General features: G+C 46.3%; 14 protein-coding genes. 10 read left to right on the top strand and 4 right to left on the bottom strand.

Going from position 1 to position 17837, the window contains the following annotated elements; all coding sequences use genetic code 11:
• Positions 1–374: hypothetical protein (locus L0U89_RS19515; RefSeq protein WP_234863063.1), on the top strand; the 374-nt coding region annotated here is incomplete at its 5' end.
• On the opposite strand, the gene L0U89_RS19510 is transcribed toward L0U89_RS19515, so the two are convergent.
• The 3 genes from L0U89_RS19510 to mfd all read right to left on the bottom strand — a co-directional run bounded on the left by L0U89_RS19510 (position 371) and on the right by mfd (position 7930).
• On the bottom strand, positions 371–2794 hold the full coding sequence (locus L0U89_RS19510) for a S9 family peptidase (protein WP_439651578.1): 2424 nt from the start codon (positions 2792–2794) through the stop codon (positions 371–373). The genes L0U89_RS19515 and L0U89_RS19510 overlap by 4 nt on opposite strands.
• A 380-nt stretch (positions 2795–3174) precedes the next feature.
• The gene (gene gldJ / locus L0U89_RS19505) at positions 3175–4398 is read right to left on the bottom strand and encodes a gliding motility lipoprotein GldJ (protein WP_008628246.1); all 1224 of its coding nucleotides are present in this window, start codon (positions 4396–4398) and stop codon (positions 3175–3177) included.
• A 178-nt stretch (positions 4399–4576) separates the two neighbouring features.
• On the bottom strand, positions 4577–7930 hold the full coding sequence (gene mfd / locus L0U89_RS19500) for a transcription-repair coupling factor (RefSeq protein ID WP_234863062.1): 3354 nt from the start codon (positions 7928–7930) through the stop codon (positions 4577–4579).
• 143 nt (positions 7931–8073) lie between these two features.
• Between mfd and L0U89_RS19495 the strand changes: the two genes are divergently transcribed.
• Together L0U89_RS19495 and L0U89_RS19490 are read left to right on the top strand one after the other, a co-directional pair.
• Complete coding sequence (locus L0U89_RS19495) at positions 8074–8682, top strand: cytochrome c oxidase subunit 3 (RefSeq protein WP_234863061.1); 609 nt, start codon at positions 8074–8076, stop codon at positions 8680–8682.
• Positions 8683–8688: 6 nt separating this feature from the next.
• The gene (locus L0U89_RS19490; RefSeq protein ID WP_234863060.1) at positions 8689–9129 is read left to right on the top strand and encodes an SRPBCC family protein; all 441 of its coding nucleotides are present in this window, start codon (positions 8689–8691) and stop codon (positions 9127–9129) included.
• On the opposite strand, the gene L0U89_RS19485 is transcribed toward L0U89_RS19490, so the two are convergent.
• Positions 9126–9596 carry a Fur family transcriptional regulator gene (locus L0U89_RS19485; RefSeq protein WP_008628252.1) on the bottom strand — a complete coding sequence of 157 codons (471 nt, stop codon included), beginning with the start codon at positions 9594–9596 and terminating at the stop codon, positions 9126–9128. The genes L0U89_RS19490 and L0U89_RS19485 overlap by 4 nt on opposite strands.
• Positions 9597–9809: 213 nt before the next feature.
• On the opposite strand from L0U89_RS19485, the gene L0U89_RS19480 reads away from it, so the two are divergent.
• From L0U89_RS19480 to L0U89_RS20640, 7 genes are all read left to right on the top strand, one after another.
• Positions 9810–11072 (top strand): aspartyl protease family protein, encoded by a 1263-nt coding sequence (locus L0U89_RS19480; protein ID WP_234863059.1) that lies wholly within the window; start codon positions 9810–9812, stop codon positions 11070–11072.
• Positions 11073–11205: 133 nt separating this feature from the next.
• The gene (locus L0U89_RS19475) at positions 11206–14502 is read left to right on the top strand and encodes a PAS domain-containing protein (protein WP_234863058.1); all 3297 of its coding nucleotides are present in this window, start codon (positions 11206–11208) and stop codon (positions 14500–14502) included.
• A gap of 60 nt (positions 14503–14562) precedes the next feature.
• Positions 14563–15153 (top strand): LemA family protein, encoded by a 591-nt coding sequence (locus L0U89_RS19470; protein WP_234863057.1) that lies wholly within the window; start codon positions 14563–14565, stop codon positions 15151–15153.
• A 4-nt stretch (positions 15154–15157) separates the two neighbouring features.
• Positions 15158–15592, top strand: a complete 435-nt coding sequence (locus tag L0U89_RS19465) for a TPM domain-containing protein (protein WP_234863056.1) — start codon at positions 15158–15160, stop codon at positions 15590–15592.
• Between the two features lie 8 nt (positions 15593–15600).
• A complete protein-coding gene (locus L0U89_RS19460) occupies positions 15601–16404 on the top strand; it encodes a TPM domain-containing protein (RefSeq protein WP_234863055.1) in 804 nt (267 codons plus the stop codon).
• 69 nt (positions 16405–16473) lie between these two features.
• Positions 16474–16797 carry a hypothetical protein gene (locus tag L0U89_RS19455; RefSeq protein ID WP_234863054.1) on the top strand — a complete coding sequence of 108 codons (324 nt, stop codon included), beginning with the start codon at positions 16474–16476 and terminating at the stop codon, positions 16795–16797.
• Positions 16794–17099, top strand: a complete 306-nt coding sequence (locus L0U89_RS20640) for a type II toxin-antitoxin system RelE/ParE family toxin (protein WP_369413261.1) — start codon at positions 16794–16796, stop codon at positions 17097–17099. Before L0U89_RS19455 ends, L0U89_RS20640 begins: the two co-directional genes overlap by 4 nt.
• The last annotated feature ends 738 nt before the right edge of the window (positions 17100–17837 follow it).

Genomic DNA, 17837 nt, shown 5'->3' with positions numbered 1-17837 from the left:
GTCATCTGTGGTTCAAAAATGATGGACCACAGATTTCACAGATGAACACAGATAAAAGAGTTATTCCAAGGTTATACGTTCGGATTCATGAGTCATTTGTTTACAAGGAACTGAATCAAATCCCTCAAGCCGAAGATTCCCATCTGTGGAAATCTGCGTCATCTGTGGTTAAAAATAATGGTCCACAGATTTCGCAGATGATCACAAATAATTCGGTTATCCCAAGGCTATACCCTCGGATTGCTGTGTCATCTGTGGTTAAAAACAAAATTTCCCTCCAAAACACGCATGTCTTGGAGGGAAATTCAGCTACTTATCCACAAATGGCTAAGCTGCACCTGTCTCAAATCTCCTATTTCACCTCTCAAATCTAGGGTCTATTCTTCACCCACTTCTCCAGCCATTGATGCTGTTCCCAAAGCGTATGTAGAATCGACTCCTTCGCTGCATAGCCATGGCTTTCGTGGGGAAGGAAAACCAAGCGGGTCGTCGCGCCATGACCTTTGAGGGCGTTGTAGTAGCGTTCAGACTGGATGGGGAACGTCCCGGAGTTGTTGTCGGCTTCGCCATGGATCAACAAAATCGGAGTCTTGACCTTGTTGGCATTCATAAAGGGCGACATGATGTTGTACACATCCGGTGCCTCCCAATAAGTCCTTTCTTCCGCCTGGAAGCCAAAGGGCGTTAGGGTCCTGTTGTACGCGCCACTCCTGGCAATCCCCGCAGCAAACAAGTTGGAATGGGAAAGGAGGTTGGCCGTCATAAATGCACCATAGGAATGACCACCGACCGCGATGCGGTTTCTGTCACCGATGCCGGTGCCGACGATGTAGTCTATCGCAGCTTCCGCATTGGCCACCAATTGTTCCACAAAGGTATCATTGGGTTCTTTTTCGCCTTCACCGACAATCGGCATCTCCGTTTGGTCCATGATGGCATAGCCTTGTGTCACCCAATAAATCGGTGAACCCCAATTGAGACGGGTAAAGGTGTATTTGGAGCCGCGCACCTGTGCCGCGGTAGCCGCCGATTTGTATTCCCTTGGATAGGCCCACATCACGACTGGCAGTCGGCCGTCTTTGGTAGGGTCATAGCCCTCCGGTGTGTACAAGATTGCCGAAAGGTCAAGGCCATCCTTTCTTTTGTATTTGACCAGTTCCTTTTTGATACCCTTGATGGACGCATAAGGATGTTCAAATTGGGTAAGTTGGATCGGGGCAATACGCTTTTTGGTGTTTACCAACCAATAGTTGGGCTGGATATCGGTACTTTCTTTGATCGTCACAAATTCAGTCGCATCAGGGGAAAGGACCTTCGACACACGCTCGTTGTAAGGCGCTTTGCTTCTCCAGATAATCCGTTCGGCTTTCGTCTTGATATTGAAACCGGAGAGATAGGGCATACTGCCCTCCGGGCTTCCGCCCTCTGAGGTCATGAATACCTCGTCCCCCTTTCTCATCAACACCTGCCTTCCATAGCCATTGGTAATGAAAACTGGATTTCCCGGGTCATTGTAAATATCGTCCGAAGATCGCTCGATAATGACACTCCCTTTTTCCCCCGGCTTGGAAGGATTGATGACGGATACCCGCTCTTGCCTGCTGGCAAACCATCGTTCATTCAGCAAGGCAAAGTTGTCATCCGACCAATTGATTCCACCAAAACGATAGCCGATGCTCGCCAATTTGGTCGGCTGGACAGCAAATGGCGCATCCAGCGTATAGATGATTTCCCTTTCCTCCATTTTCACCTTTGGGTCGCCTCCATCTTGGGCCTCCACCCAATAGAGTGTGGCAGGTTTGTCCGCCCGCCAACTGATGGACCTTGGCCCTTTCACCGTCGCATCAAAGCCCGTTGGGCGCACTTCATCCAATGGGATTTGAGCCAAAGTCTTGACCTTATTACCTTGGATATCCCAAATCTCGACATCATAGGGAAAACGGGATGCCGGAACCAAATAAGAAAACGGCCTCTTCAGAATTTCCATCAACAGAAATTTTCCATCGGGAGAAAGATCCATGGATTTGATCATTCCGGCTGGACCGATAGGCTGTTTGTTGCCCTGCAAATCCACCAACATCAACTGTGAATCCATGAAATAGGCGAAGAGTGCCTCATCATAGGGATTTGTCAACAAGTCCTGGTAAGTCCTTGAGGGTGCAGCATTTCCGGAGGTTTCCTGTACGGTCGGACCTGATGGCGCGGTCGGTGCTTTTGGCAAGCTACCACGATTTGGGTTCACCGCTTTGAGGAGGATCTTGTTATCCGGAGTCCAGGAGATGGCACCGCCATATACGCCGTTGACAATTTCACCGGTCAGTTTCTTGGCCTCCAAAGTGCTCAGGTCAACAACCCAAAGGCTGATGCCCGTTGGGGTCGTGTTGGTCAGGGCAACATATTTTTCATCCTTCGAAAGGGTAAAGCCTCCAAGCCTAGGATTAGCCGGAAGTCCGCTAATCTTCTTCTCTTGGCCTCCACGGGTGATTTTGATCACCACATTCTCAAAACTACCGGAACGGCTGGGGCCGCTTGTGGCCGGATTGATGCGGAGTCCGGCGATTCTCAACTCGGGTTGGGCCAAGTCCTCAATGCTTGGATTTCCTGGACGCTCGAGCAGCATCATAAAGTCACCACTTCGGCTGAAGTTCACCAAGGGGATTAAAGGGGCATTGACCAAATCCGCAATCTCCTTGGGCGGTGTCTGGTATTTCAGCGCTTCTTGGGCACTGACCTGTGCCGACATCAATCCTAGCGAAAGCAGGAAGAACGGCACGCATCGTAAAATTCTATTCATGGTTTAGCTGATTTAGGTATAGAAGAGCTCAAATTAAGTAATCCCGCCTAAATCTGCGGCTCTTTTTAGGCCAATTGGTTGGAAAAAGTGTACGGCAGGCGAAAATCCACGTCTCGCGAGTTTCATTCATTTCTATCAACAGCAGAAGCTTTTGGCCTCATTGGTAGTTCGCTTTAGAAAAAATAAGCAAGCCCGAAGATCTCCCCCAATCTGTGAAAATCTGCGTCATCTGTGGTAATAATTATTGAACCACAGATTTCACAGATCAACACAGATAATTTGTGTGGATAACTTCGATCCTATGTAGGTTCTTTGGAAAGAAAACACAAAAAAAAGGAGCCCTTTTGGGACCCCTTCTACATTTAACCAAATACTAAAATTTACTTTCCGTTTGCTCCGATCGAAATCATCGCACACCTGAATCCCAAGTGGTTCGCGGATGAATCTTGGTGCATAAATCTTCTTGTACCTGGGGCAAGCCAATAGGCCATATCTCTCCAAGAACCGCCTTTGTACACGCGGTAGTTGTCATCGATCATCGTCGTAGCGTATGTCTCTTCCTCGTCAAAGATACCATCCTTCCTCAATGGGTTCAGGTCATCAAAGTCCTGATAGGAAAGCGGTCTGTACACGTCTTGTACCCACTCGTTGACGTTTCCAGCCATATTGTACAAGCCGAAATCGTTTGGTGGGAAGTCATATACGTTGGTCGGGATGATTTCACCGTCATTGGTTCTGCTACCTGCGATACCGGCATAGTCACCACGGCCCCGCTTAAAGTTGGCCAAGAAATCACCTTGCTTGCCTTTTCTCTTCACGTTGTATGGATTCCTTACGCCTCTGCCATCCCATGGATAGATCCTTCCAAACTCTTGGTTCTCATCCATATACTGAACACCAATCATCGCTTTAGCAGCGTATTCCCACTCCGCTTCACTTGGAAGTCTGTATTCCGCGAATGCCACACCGCGCTCGATCAGCTGATTTTTGGTCAAGGAACTATCCAGTTTATTTCTTTCCCTCGTCAGGTTGGACACAAACTCCGTTCTCCACTTAGCATAAACGTTCGCTTGGTTCCAAGATACACCCGCAACAGGGTAGAAGTTGAAGCCTGGGAATCTGAAGTAGTACGTATCATACACGTCGTTATAAGACAATACGCCAGCCCATACTCCTTCACGTGGTTCAAGTTTTTTGATGGAGTCTGCACTTACCTGCTTTTTCATGTAAAACAAAAACTCCCTGTAGTCATTGTTGGAGATCTCTGTTTCATCCATAAAAAAGGAGGCAATCGTAACAGTTCTTTCTGCGTTGTCGCGGAAAGCCATCACATCCTGTTCCTGTGAACCCAATACAGCGCGTCCACCTTGGATGTATTTCAGGTTGGGACCGATTTCCTGCTTGGCCAAGCGTGTCACTTGGAAGTTGGTACTGTCCTTATCGCTGAAACTGTATTCCGCTCCTGTGGTGGGGCTAGCCTTTCCCGGCTTGGCCGCTGTGCGTCTGCCGTAGCCCGGGGTTTTGTTACATGAGGATAACGCTGAGCCGACTACAATCATCGCGGCAGCCAAAATCAATCCTGTTTTATTCTGTGCAAAAGCCATAATTCATTCGTTTTTTAGGCAACAATAGAACGCTAATATATAATCAATCATATTTGAATCACAACAATTTTTTTCGCTCCCAGTTTTCAGAAAATGGCCTTTTTTGCGCTTTGGAACGAAATACTGCAATTAATTTTTGGGGAAAAGCAAAAATGTCTGGATTAAAAATTTTCAACTTTTATGAAAATTTCATCTGCTCCAACCACTTTTTGGCTTTGGCAATGCTGTTTACCTCACTGATAACGAGGATCAAGCGGTTTTTGACCTCTTTGATTTTACAATACTTACCTTGGGTTTGTATAAACGCCAAAATCCTGCCAAAGGTATCGGATTTAAAGTATTTTTCTCTCTCGGGAGAGACAAAGTAACATTTCATGACCTGTCCTTTCACCACCAGCTTCTCAAAACCCAGCTCCTCGGCTATCCAACGAAGACGGACCGTCTCAAACAAATCCTCCACCACCTTGGGCACAGGGCCAAACCTATCACGGATGGATTCCATGAATTTCATTAGATCGTCTTCCTTTTTGATGTTATCCAATTTGGAATAAAGGCTCAAGCGCTCGGAGATATTGCTCACATAGGTCTCAGGAATCAATAGCTCCAAATCCGTCTCTATGACACAATCCTGCACCAAAACCTCCACTTTCTCCTTGAGATCGACTTCAAACAGATAGGCAAACTCATTCTCCCTCAATTCCTGAACTGCCTCATCCAAAATCTTATGGTACATCTCGAATCCCAGGTCAGTAATAAAACCCGACTGTTCTCCTCCCAAAAGATTTCCGGCACCGCGGATATCCAAGTCCCGCATCGCGACCTTGAAACCATCACCCAAGTCCGAAAATTCCTCCAAAGTCTGCAAGCGCTTCCTTGCCTCGGGCGTCAACCCAGATGTCGGCGTGGTCAAAAGGTAGCAAAATGCCTTCTTGTTGGATCGACCGACACGGCCGCGCATTTGGTGCAAGTCGCTTAGGCCAAACATATGGGCACGGTTGATGATGATGGTGTTGGCATTGGGGATGTCGAGACCGGATTCGATGATATTGGTGGATACCAGCACATCATATTCACCTTCGATAAACTTGACCATGATGTTTTCGAGCTTCTGTCCATCCATCTGTCCGTGTGCTGCAGCTACGCGGGCGTCCGGAACCAAGCGAAGGATAAGGTTGGCGATCGAATCGATTTCCCCGACGCGGTTGTGGACAAAGAAAACCTGCCCCCCGCGCCTCAGTTCATAGGCGATCGCATCGCGGATGACCTCTTCGCGGAAAGTATGGATTTCCGTCGTTACAGGCTGTCTATTTGGCGGAGGGGTCGCTATCACGGACAAATCCCGTGCGCCCATGAGGGAAAAATGCAAAGTTCTTGGGATTGGCGTGGCCGTAAGGGTCAACACGTCCACATTGACCTTCATCTCCTTGAGTTGATCCTTGACCTTAACGCCAAACTTCTGCTCTTCGTCGATGACCAAAAGGCCAAGGTCCTTGAATTTCACGTCTTTATTGACAATCCGATGGGTACCGATCAAGATGTCGATCTCTCCTGAAGCCACTTTGGCGGTGATGTCCTTGATCTCTTTCGCTGTGCGGAACCGGTTGATATAATCTACCACGACGGGAAAGCTTTTGAGACGCTCACTAAATGTATGAAAATGCTGCATCGCCAAAATCGTCGTGGGAACCAATACAGCCACTTGCTTTCGATCATTCAGGGCCTTGAAGGCCGCGCGGATCGCTACCTCTGTCTTCCCGAAGCCCACGTCCCCGCAGACCAGCCTGTCCATTGGATACGGTTTTTCCATATCAGCCTTCACGTCTGCCGTGGCCAAGGCTTGGTCAGGTGTATCTTCAAAAACAAAGGAGCTTTCCAATTCCACTTGCAAGACTGAATCAGGCGAAAAGCGGAATCCCGGAGCGCCTTTCCGCTTGGCATACAAGGCTATCAAATCTTTGGCAATGTCCTTGACTTTGCTTTTGACCTTGCGCTTCTTGTTTTCCCATTCAGGGCTGCCAAGTTTTGACATGCTGGGCAGTGTGCCCTCCTGGCCCGAGTATTTGGAGATTTTGTGCAGGGAATGGATGTTGACAAAAAGCAGGTCATCATCCCTGAATACCAACCTGACTGCTTCCTGCCATTTGCCATGCACGTCTACCTTTTCCAATCCGGCAAATCTCCCGACTCCATAATCTATATGCACGATAAAATCCCCCGGCTGAAGCGTCCGTAATTCACGTAGCGTAAGGGCTTTGGATTTGCTGGACTTGGACTTGGTTTTGTACCTGTGGAAGCGCTCGAAAATCTGATGGTCCGTATAGCAGGCGACCTGCAAAGTCTTATCAACAAACCCTTCTCGCAATCCGATTTGTAAGTATTGAACCTGCAGCGTTGGATCGAGTTCCCGAAAGATGTTTTCCAGCCTCAGCAGCTGCTTTTCACTTTCCGAGCAGACAATGTTCAAAAGGCCCTTGTTTCCGTTTTCGTGCAGGTTTTGGACCAGAAGGTCGAAGTTCTTGTTGAAGGAAGGCTGTGGCTGTGCGTCGAAATTGCTAGGCTGCACACCCTTCATGTAAAACTTGTGACCAAATTCCACCCTTTTGAAAGGTTGCAGCAGATTGGAAAAGGAATCGGCATCATCAAAGAGGTCCTCGGGTTTAAGCAGGAGCTTTTTATTGGCAGTGTTGGAAATAATCTGGTCAAACTGTGCCTGTGCCTTGAGGAAGTTTTCCTCAATGATGTCGAGCGTAAATTGGTAGTCCTTGAACCAAACTGTCGTGTTTTCCGGCAAGAATCCGAGGAACGACTGACGCTGTTCCTGCAGCAACTTGGTCTGCACGTTGGGAATCAGGTTGATTTCATGGATGCTCTCGAGGGAAAGTTGGGTTTCTGGATCAAATGTCCTGATGCTTTCGATTTCCTTGCCAAACAACTCCAAACGATAGGGAAGCTCATTGGCGTAGGAAAACACATCCAAAATCCCACCACGGATGGCAAACTGCCCGGGTTCGTAGACAAAATCGGTTTTTTCGAAGTCATAAGTACTGAGCAATTCCTCGATAAACTCCAAGTCTACTTTTTCACCCACCGCTGCTTTGAACGTGTTTTCCTTCAGCGAGCGCTTGTTGATGACTTTTTCGTACAATGCCTCCCCATACGTCACGATGATGGGATGCTTGGTATCCTGACTCAGGATCTTGTTGAGGATTTCCGCACGCTGAAGGACGTTGGCATTTTCGACCTCGTCATAGTGGTAGGGTCTTTTGTAGCTGGAAGGGAAAAAGTACGTACTTCCATCCCCGAGAAGTTCCACAAGGTCGTTGTTGATGTAGGCGGCCTCCTCTTTGTCATGGGCAATCAACAGGTGGCAGCCCTTTGCCTCCTTATATACCGAGGAAAATACCACCATGTCCAAACTCCCGGCCAATCCTTTCATCTGGAAATCCTGCTTGCCTGCGCTTGTCAGCTGCTGGGAAAACGTCAGAATAAACGGGTCTTTTTCGTAGAGTGAAAGAAACGCTGCTTTGTCCAAAGTAAAGGGGGACTTGGTGAAGAAGGCACAAAGGTAGGAAAATGATCTCTATTCCTTTTTGCCTCCGCGATTATCAAATTGTCTTGCTTCCCCTGAACCTTGAGGGCCGATAAATGTTTACTTTTTCTAGAAGTTGAAAAAAAATGGTCAAGACCAAGGAAAACCTGCTACAGAGAATCGAAAAAATGCATCCCTACCAAACCCTCATGTACTTGGGGATGCTGGGAAGCGGTTTGATTTTTCTATTCATGACAGCAGGATTTCTCGCCTCCAATACCGAGCTGCTGCAACAAAATGGCTACAAAATCCCCCGTTCGTTTATCATTGGCACCTTTGTGCTTTTGATCAGCGGGTTTACCGTATCAAAGCTGATCGTGTACTTCAGGGATGAAAAGATCGAGAAGCTGCGCAATTATATGGCTTGGACATTTGTGTTGGGCTTGGTTTTTACCCTTTTTCAGTTTTTGGGCTGGAAAGAACTGAGTGAAATGGGTGTGGACTTTTCGGGCTTTCCGAGTGGCAGTTTTCTATATGTCCTGAGTGCCATACATCTTTTCCACTTGTTGGGCGCTATGGTGTTTTCGTTGATTATGTTGTTCCAATACCGACGGAAGAGTGCCGACGAAGTCCAACAGCTCATTTTGCTTACCAATCCATTTGAAAAAATGCGGATAAAACTCTTTATGGATTATTGGCATTTCATGGATTTGATCTGGTTGGTACTGTTTTTGATTTTCGTCTTGACCTTTTGATGCGTCATGAAAATAAACATCAAAACCAGAGTCGAACAGGACTACCTTTCGGTGAAGCAAGGGTTCAATAAGGATTTGTTCCTGAAGTTAAACCCACCGTTTCCGCCTGTCAAATTGCTACGGTTTGACGGCTGTAGGAGGGGAGACAAAGTGAGCTTGGAGTTGAACTTTATTTTTTTCAATCAAACTTGGACGAGTATTATTACGTCCGACCGGACTGATGAACAGGAGTTCTTTTTTGTTGATGAAGGAAAAAAGCTTCCCTTTTTTCTGCGATTTTGGAAGCACAAGCACCGAGTGATCCGGGAGGAATCCGGCTCAACCATTGTGGACGAAATCAATTTTTCTGCCCGATTGAAAATCCTCAGTCCACTACTGTACCCGGTGTTGTATGCGCAGTTTTGGTACAGGAAACCGATTTACAAAAAAATCTTCCGCAAGCGCTAGACGATCGCAAGGTTTTCGCAGTTCTCTATCTGACAATCACCATACAGCACCAAGGAATGACTCGTAATCGCTGATTGCAATTCCCGTCCCATGGTTTCCTTGATGGCGTTGATCCGCTCGTCGGAAAACTCCCTGATTTTACGGCATTGATTGCATACATGGTGATCGTGGTGCTGGTAAGTAAGCGCCTGTTCGTACAAGGCTACTTTGTCCTTGAACTGATGCTTCACTGCAAGGCCGCACTCTACCAAAAGGTCCAGTGTATTGTAAATCGTGGCGCGGCTGATGGTGTAGCCTTTGTTGCGCATGAGGAGAAAAAGGCCTTCTACGTCGATATGCTCGTCTTGGGGCAAGGCATACAGTTCATCAATGACAGAAAACCGCTCGGGGGTTTTCCTACTTCCCTGTCTCAACAGGAAGTTTTCAAATATCTTCTTGGCCTTTTCTAGGACGGACTGCTCTGCCATTGTATCAATCTATTGAAATTTAAAGATCATGCATTTTTTAGATTTTTTCAATAAAACCCAAAGCCAAAGGGTCAGTTTCACCGTTATTTACTTTGATTCCAAACAAGAAAAAATTACCCAAAAATGACTGGCGGAATGATTTCACCCAAACATTCATCCACAAAAATCATTTTATTCTTAACTTCCACTACACAAACCCAAATAACCCCAAACATGGCGCTTTGGAGAAAAATCCTACTCTTCATCACCGTTTGTTTGCTCTCGGCAGCAACTGTACGTGCGCAGGTTCCCGGGTTTTACCAAAAGAAAACCGAGCAAAAGAAAACCGAGCTTCCCGTCATCGTTTCCAATAACTTGATCCTTGTACTGGTGTCCATCAACAATGGCCCACCAGTAAATTTCCTGCTCGATACCGGTGTCAAGACAAACATACTTTTCAGCAAAACCTTTGGGGACTATATTGGTCTAAAGTACACCCGTAAGCTCGACCTTGTGGGTGCGGACGGCAATTCGGTATTGACAGCCTCGGTCTCTCCCAACAATTACATGGATTTGGGCTTCTTGGAGGGTATCCACCAAACGATTCTTGTTTTGGACCAGGATTTCATGGAGCTCGAGCGTGTCATCGGACTTCCGGTGCACGGGGTTTTGGGTTTTGAATTTTTCAAATACAACCCCGTGAAAATCGACTACGATCAACAAATGCTCACTTTCTACAAACCGGAAACCTTGCCAAGAAAACCGTTTGGCTACAAGAAATACCCCATTAAGATCGAGAACAGCAAGCCTTACATCATGACCAAGGTAAAGCAGACGAATAACCAAGAGCTGAATGCCAAGCTCCTGATCGACACCGGCGCCAATCATGGACTTTTGTTGAATATGGAAACCACGCCGGAAATCAAACTTCCAGAGGAGCATATCGAAAGTGAGTTGGGAAGATCCTTGGGCGGGGATTTGTTTGGATTCGTAGCACGGACAAGATTGCTTCAAATCGGCGGAATACGGTTCAGTGACGTGTTGACTTCCTTTCCCGAAGAAACAGATTTCAGCTACGTAATCAAGGAAAGTGGTCGCCAAGGAAGCGTTGGTTCTGAGATTTTGGGTAGGATGACCTTGATATTCGACTACACAAGGGACAGGATGTACATGAAAAAAGGCAGCACCTATGCATCTCCCTTTGAATTTGACATGAGCGGAATCACACCGAGGATTGAAATCGGGGACGAAAAGATCATTTATGCTTCCCAAGTCCGGGAAAATTCACCCGCCGCACTCGCCGGCTTGGAACCAAGGGATGAGTTTGTCAAGATCAACAAAATACCCATGGATTTTTGGGAACTGCCCGAGCTCATTAAGCTGCTGCGGTCTGAGGAAGGCAAGGAAATATTTTTGGAAGTGCGGAGGTTCAAGGACGCAAGTCGAACCGACTTTGAGTTGAAGGAGATAAAGTTTAAACTCAAAAGACAAATATAATTCAACTATTTCCTCGAATATTTAGATTTTGTTTTGGGCAAAGGATTGACGAAGAATTGTATATTTGAAATCCTGACCCTGTAGGCCGGCGTTGTCTCCCATCCGGCTGAGGGACAAGGTTCCTCCTTTGCTTATGCCTGAAAGTCGTCTCGCCACTTTTCAAAATATCCTCCTTACTTTCCAAAAGTACCAGGACGAAAGTTTTGAATTGCTTTACGTTTCCTCCGAAATCAAAAACCTATTACAGACTGGGGACAAGTTTTACAAGCAGTCCTTTTTCGAACGGCTGATGCCCTCACTCCCAAGACCTTTTTTTCAGTATGTTTTTGATTTATTGGGCAATGGAGACAAAGTCGTTTGTCCTTTGGTTTGGAAAGACCGGTTTTTTCGGATGGTCCAAATAGAAGGATACGTGATTGCGCAGGAAGATCACTCCTATTTGGTCAATGTGCTCATCTCGCCGGTATCATTTGGCAAGCTTGTCAAAATATCTTGGCTCATGGACAAAGCCAACGATAGGGTGTTCCTGGGTATGCCTGAGGAAAGAGAGTTTGGAAGCATCTCCTCCTGGAAGTCGTATTACGAAAAGCGGTTTGATTTTTTGGACAAAATGGAACTGGAAGGTTTTTTCAACAACAAGCAGAAAGTTGTCTGTATTTTCCCCAACCACTTATACCTCACACAACAGACCATTTCCCCAATCCATTGCCTGGTCCAATTGGAATATGGATCTGGACCAAAGCGAAATGAATCCATTTTCCACGAACATGAAGTACTGGATAGCGGGCCTGTATATTATGAATTTGATCTAGAAAGTCAGATTTTATCCTTTTCCGGTAATGTATCGGAAATCTTAGGCTACACCACAGATCAGATATCAACCATTCCGTATGATGACTTCCTAAACCTCGTGCATCCGGCGGATAGGGGAATTTTCAAGCATGGTTTTCAGCATGCAGGAAAAAGGCATTTTCGAATGCTGCATGCAAACGGGCACTATGTAGATCTGCTCGACGAAGCCAACCATGATGCCCGGGAATCCATTTCAAAAAACCTGCAACTTGGGATCCTCACAGACATCACCGCACTCAAACAAATCGAAAAAGACCTGCTTGAGAATCAGACGGTTTTGGACCAACTCATGGGAGTTGTGCCGGGAATGGTCTACATGCTCAAAGCATATCCTGACGGGTCCAGGGACTTTGTATATGTGAGCGAAGGCAGCAGGACACTTTGGGAACTCGAGCCATCCCAAATAGTGGAAAGCGAACACATCATTCGGTACCACATTCATCCCGACGACTACCAATCTGTGTTGAATGCCGATCGGGAAGCTTACGAGAAAAACAAAAAATTCGAAAGCTATTTTCGGATCATCACCCCTTCCGGCAAGACCAAGTGGCTTTACGGCGCATCCAACCGGGTTAAGCAATATCCCAATGAGTCGATTTGGGCCGGAATTTTTATTGATTTTACCTATACTAAAGAGAAAGAAATCGAATCGCTTCTCAACCTGAAGCGGTACAAATCATTATTCGAAGAGAATCCACTTCCCGTATTTCAATATGATAATCAAGGAGTTATTCTTGATGTCAACAAGAAATTCATCGAAAAGGTCAATGTCAAAGATCCCGCCATCATCGTTGGCAGAAACCTGTTTGACCTGGTCGGAAACCATCCGATAGCCGAAGCTTACCGCAACAGCATCGATACAGGCTATGGGTTTTACGAAGGCCCTTATGTGAGTCATTTCAGCAAGGCCTTGTTTCATATTCGGGTCAACGCCAAGACCGTTGAAGAGGGTAAGGTTTTTCAGGCGATTTTGGAGGACATTAGCGAGGAACAGTTTCTATCCAACATCTTATCCGAATTGACGGAAAGGACTTCAAGGTACAGTGGTCAGGAGTTTTTTGACAAGCTCACGGCCTATTTATCTGAAAAGCTCCAAATGTCAGGCTGCTTCATAGCCGAAGTAGACGAAAAAACGGAGATTGCCAACGTGATTTCCCATTTTTCGCATGGTGAACCTGGGAAAATGTTTGTTTACAACCTGAAAGGATCACCTTGTTACGAATGTCTGAATTCCAACGCTCCCTACATCGTTCAGCAGGATGCATATATCAAATTTCCCGAGGACAAGGGTCTGGTGGACAAAAAGATATCCTGCTACATGGGCGTGCCGATTTCGGACAATGACAAAAACAAAATCGGCATACTCGTGCTGATGGACGAAAATCCAAAACCCTATACGGAGGGATTTTACAACCTGTTGAATGTCCTTGCGGGTAGAATCGGGGCGGAACTGAACAGGACCTACTTTGAGAAAATGTTGGTCTCCTCAGAGATGCTTTTTAGGAGCATTGCCGAGAATTTCCCCAAAGGCATCATAGAGATTCTGGATAGGGAATTGTGCTACGTCTTTACGGACGGAACGGGCTACCAATACTTGAACCTCGATCCAAAGACGCTGGTGGGCAAACCACACTTGGAGATCTATGACCCAAAAACCAGAGAAAAAGTAAGGGAACGACTCGAGAAGGTTTTGCAGGGCGAGTCGGTCATGTTTGAAGTATTGGTGGACAACCAATATTACACCAAAAATGGGGTGCCGTTGTTCAACAACGACGGAAGCGTGGATCGGATATTGCTCGTGACACAAAATATCTCCGAAGCAAAAATCGCTGAAGCCGAACGTGACCGTCTCATCAAGGACCTCAAATCCCAAAATGAGGAATTGCAGCGCTTTGCCTATATCATTTCGCACAATATCCGCGCTCCGATTGTCAATATCTCCTCACTGCTCGAACTGTATAACAGCGATGCCCCCGCCGATCCGGAAAACGTGGAGGTGATTGAAAACCTACGCGCTTCTACCAATATTCTTCACGGGACGTTGGAAGATTTGATTGAAGTGGTTTCAATCAAAAAGAACAAGATTCCGAAGATCGAGAATGTAAGTTTCAAAAAACTCGTACGCAATATCGAACGAAGCCTTTCGAAGCAATTGCAGGAATCGGAGACGGTAATCCACATGGATTTCCAACTAGCCCCGAATATCAATTACGTCTATTCACACCTCGAAAATTTCATCATCAACCTGACAACCAACGCCATCAAGTACAGGCATCCGGACCGCTCTCCTGTGATTCACATCAGAACCTATCACAAAGCAGATTACACCGTGATTGAGTTCAAGGACAACGGCATCGGCATCGATTTGGATAGGTACAGGGACAGGTTGTTTGGCTTGTACCAGCGATTTCACTCGCACGTCGAAGGCAAAGGCCTAGGCCTTTACCTCGTCAGGGAACAAATTCGGGCACACGACGGCAACCTTGCCGTATCGAGCGTTGTTGGCGAAGGGACGAGTTTTTACATCTATTTGAAAAACCTGATTCCTGCGTCGAGCCCTGACAATGTTGTGGAGTAAAACCCTGCGCTTTCAATTCCGTTGTCTTAACTTTGAATTTCCAACCTTACTAGAAAGAAAATGAAAAAAGCACTCATTCCCATTTTGATCATTGCGGTGGTAGGTATTTTTATCTACACCAAAGCCGTCGGTGTGTACAATATGTTTGTGCAAAATGAAGAAACCATCAACGGGCAGTGGGCAGAAGTAGAAACCCAATACCAGAGAAGGGCAGACCTGATTCCAAATTTGGTCAATACGGTAAAAGGCTATGCGGATTTTGAGCAGGAAACACTCACGGCCGTGATCGAAGCCCGCGCCAAGGCAACCTCCATTACGCTGCAGTCCGATGATCTTTCTCCTGAGAAAATCGCCCAATACCAGCAAGCCCAAGACCAATTGAGTGGTTCCTTGAGCAGATTGTTGGTTGCGGTAGAAAGATACCCCGAACTCAAAGCCAACCAGAACTTTCTGGAATTGCAGGCGCAGCTCGAGGGAACAGAAAATCGCATCGCAGTAGCACGGAGAAACTTCAACCAATCGGTTCAATCCTACAATTCATCCCTGCGGACATTTCCAAACAACTTGTTTGCGGGTTGGTATGGGTTCGAAACCAAGGGATATTTTGAAGCTGCCCAAGGTGCCGAACAAGCGCCAACGGTTCAATTCTAATACAATGGCAGAAAAGCTGTTTTCCCCAGAAGATCGGAAAAAAATCATCGAAGCGATCCGAAACGCCGAGAAACAGACCTCGGGTGAAATCCAAGTACACATCGAAAACCATACATCCGATGACGTCATGGACCGTGCGGCGGAGGTTTTTGAAAAGCTTGGCATGCACAAAACAGCAGACAGAAACGCGGTGCTCTTCTACTTGGCAGTGGAAGACCACCGCTTTGCCGTTTTGGGGGATTGCGGCATCAACCGTGTCGTTCCGTCCGATTTCTGGGCAAATATCAAGGACAAGATGGTAGCGGCTTTCAAGCGCAAGGCCTTTACGGAAGGGCTGATCTTGGGAATAGAAGAATGTGGAAAACAGCTTCGTGCCCATTTTCCCTACAATGACAAGGGAGACATCAACGAACTTCCCGACGAAATATCCTTTGGCTAAGCGAATACATGTACAAAATCCAACATACTTTCCTGATTCTCTTTTTGGCTTTCACTTTCCAAGTGATGGGACAGGGCGATTTCCCCGAAGTTCCCAATCCGCCCCGCTTGGTCAATGACTTCACCAATACCCTCTCCACGGCAGAACGCGATCGCTTGGAGCAAAAACTCGTCGCTTACAACGATAGCACCTCGTCACAGGTGACGATTGTGATAATTCGCTCTGTCGGACCCTATGATATCAGCGATTATGCATTCCAATTGGGGGAAAAATGGGGTATCGGCCAAAAGGACCGGGATAACGGCGTACTGATTTTGGCTGCGATGGAAGACAGGAAAGTATTCATCGCGACAGGGTATGGCATGGAAGGCGTATTACCGGATGCACTTGCCAAGCGCATTGTCGAGCAACTCATTGTGCCCAATTTCCGCCAAGAAGCCTACTATGAAGGCCTCGACAAAGCCACGGATATGATTTTTAAGCTTGCCTCGGGAGAATACAAGGCCGATGAAGTGGACCATACAGGCGAACATGTCGGTGGCTTGATTTTCTTTCTCCTTTTTATCTTCATCTTCGTCGTCCTTCCACTGCTTAGAAACCGAAAGGACAACGACAACCACATGGGCGGAAAAGGCGGCGGTGTCGACCTGATGACCACCATTATACTGGCAAACCTGCTGAAAGGCGGCTCAAAAGGGAAATTCGGCGATTTCTCCTCCGGAAAAGGTTCCTTTGGCGGTTTTGGAGGGGGTGGATTCGGAGGATTCGGCGGCGGTTCCTTTGGCGGCGGCGGCGCGGGGGGAAGTTGGTAAATTCAAAATCTCAGCCCCATTAACCTGTGCATGGATGCTGAAGGCGATTAGAAATGGCAAAGAGACGGATTGCAGTGGTCAACCTCGCATTTAAATAATGCTGACCTTGGACTGTCAGTTCTAACCCGAGATAATATTCCAGAAATTGGCTATATTCGAGATATGATGGAAGCACAAGGTATCAAATCTGAATTGAAAGAACTGATTGAAAGAGAGGATGATGTTGATGTGCTGATGGCGATCAAAACCCTACTACTGAAGACCAATCTTGACCCAGAAATTGTTGAAAGGATGAGTTCAAGGGCACTGAAAGCCGAAAAGGATATCATAGATCGAAGGGTCATGACTCGGGAAGAGTTGGAAGAAAAATTGAATGCAAGGCTGGGGATATGAAGCTGGTTTTTACGGATCAATCCCTAGACAGTCTTGAACAATGCCTACGCTTCTTGATCGACAAGCAAGGCGTGCCGGTCCAGAAAGCGCGGGAAATAGCTTCAAGACTCTTGGATAGAGCCGGGGAATTAGTAGCAAATCCAATGCTTGGCCAAATAGAATCTCATCTTGTTCATTTGGGTATGGGCCACAGACGGGTTGTCGAGGGAAATTACAAGATCATATACAGGGTAGAAGACAATTTCATTTTTATACTTGACTTTTTCGATACCCGACAACACCCAAGGAAAATGAAACGATAGAAGTTTTTTGCCGAAATAAAAAATCCATAGCGACACAGAAGAGGGAAATCCCAACACAGTAAGTTTTAACCTCATTGTTCTTTATTGAATGACATTACTATCTTGGTTAGAACATAAACGATGACAAAAGTTATTATCAAATTTGGGACATCATTCCTGAGGACTAAAAGCCAATAATCTGTATACTATGATTTGTTGAAAAACTCAAATACTGTCTTGAATATATGAACAACCAAGCTGTAGATTATCAACAGGATTAAGGCTATTTTCAGAATGTATTTCATATTTATCGGTCTTTTTGTGGTTCTACAGGGTACTAAGTTGACCTGCAAATCCCTAGGTTGGAATGGTTAAATCTTCTCAAGGTCCTTTCCAATAATCCTCAGGATTCCCGCAGAACTGCTCGGGAACCTTAAAAAGGAACGTCTTATTGTTTTGGACAACAAACAGCGTATCTGACCCGGCTCTCTTGTGTAGCCAAAAGGGGACCTGAACATCTCCAACGGAAAACGTTAATGGATTTTGGCCTCTCAAATCCAATCTGTTCGGATCAAGTTCAATTTTCTCATACCCATTGGATTGTAGCAAATTAAACCCATCCCACATCGCAAGTGTATCGTTTAACTTAAACGCACCTCGCGTCGCTTCTTTCGATACATAGACAGAGTCAATCTGCATTTCGCACCCAACCCAAACAATCTTCTTGGACCCTGTGTGCTGACAGCTCGTAAGGAAAAT

Origin of the sequence: Mariniradius sediminis (genome assembly GCF_021491425.1) — a bacterium.
Classification (GTDB): domain Bacteria; phylum Bacteroidota; class Bacteroidia; order Cytophagales; family Cyclobacteriaceae; genus Mariniradius; species Mariniradius saccharolyticus.
Note: the sequence above shows the minus strand (reverse complement) of the source record. Positions and strands in the feature narration are given on the sequence as shown.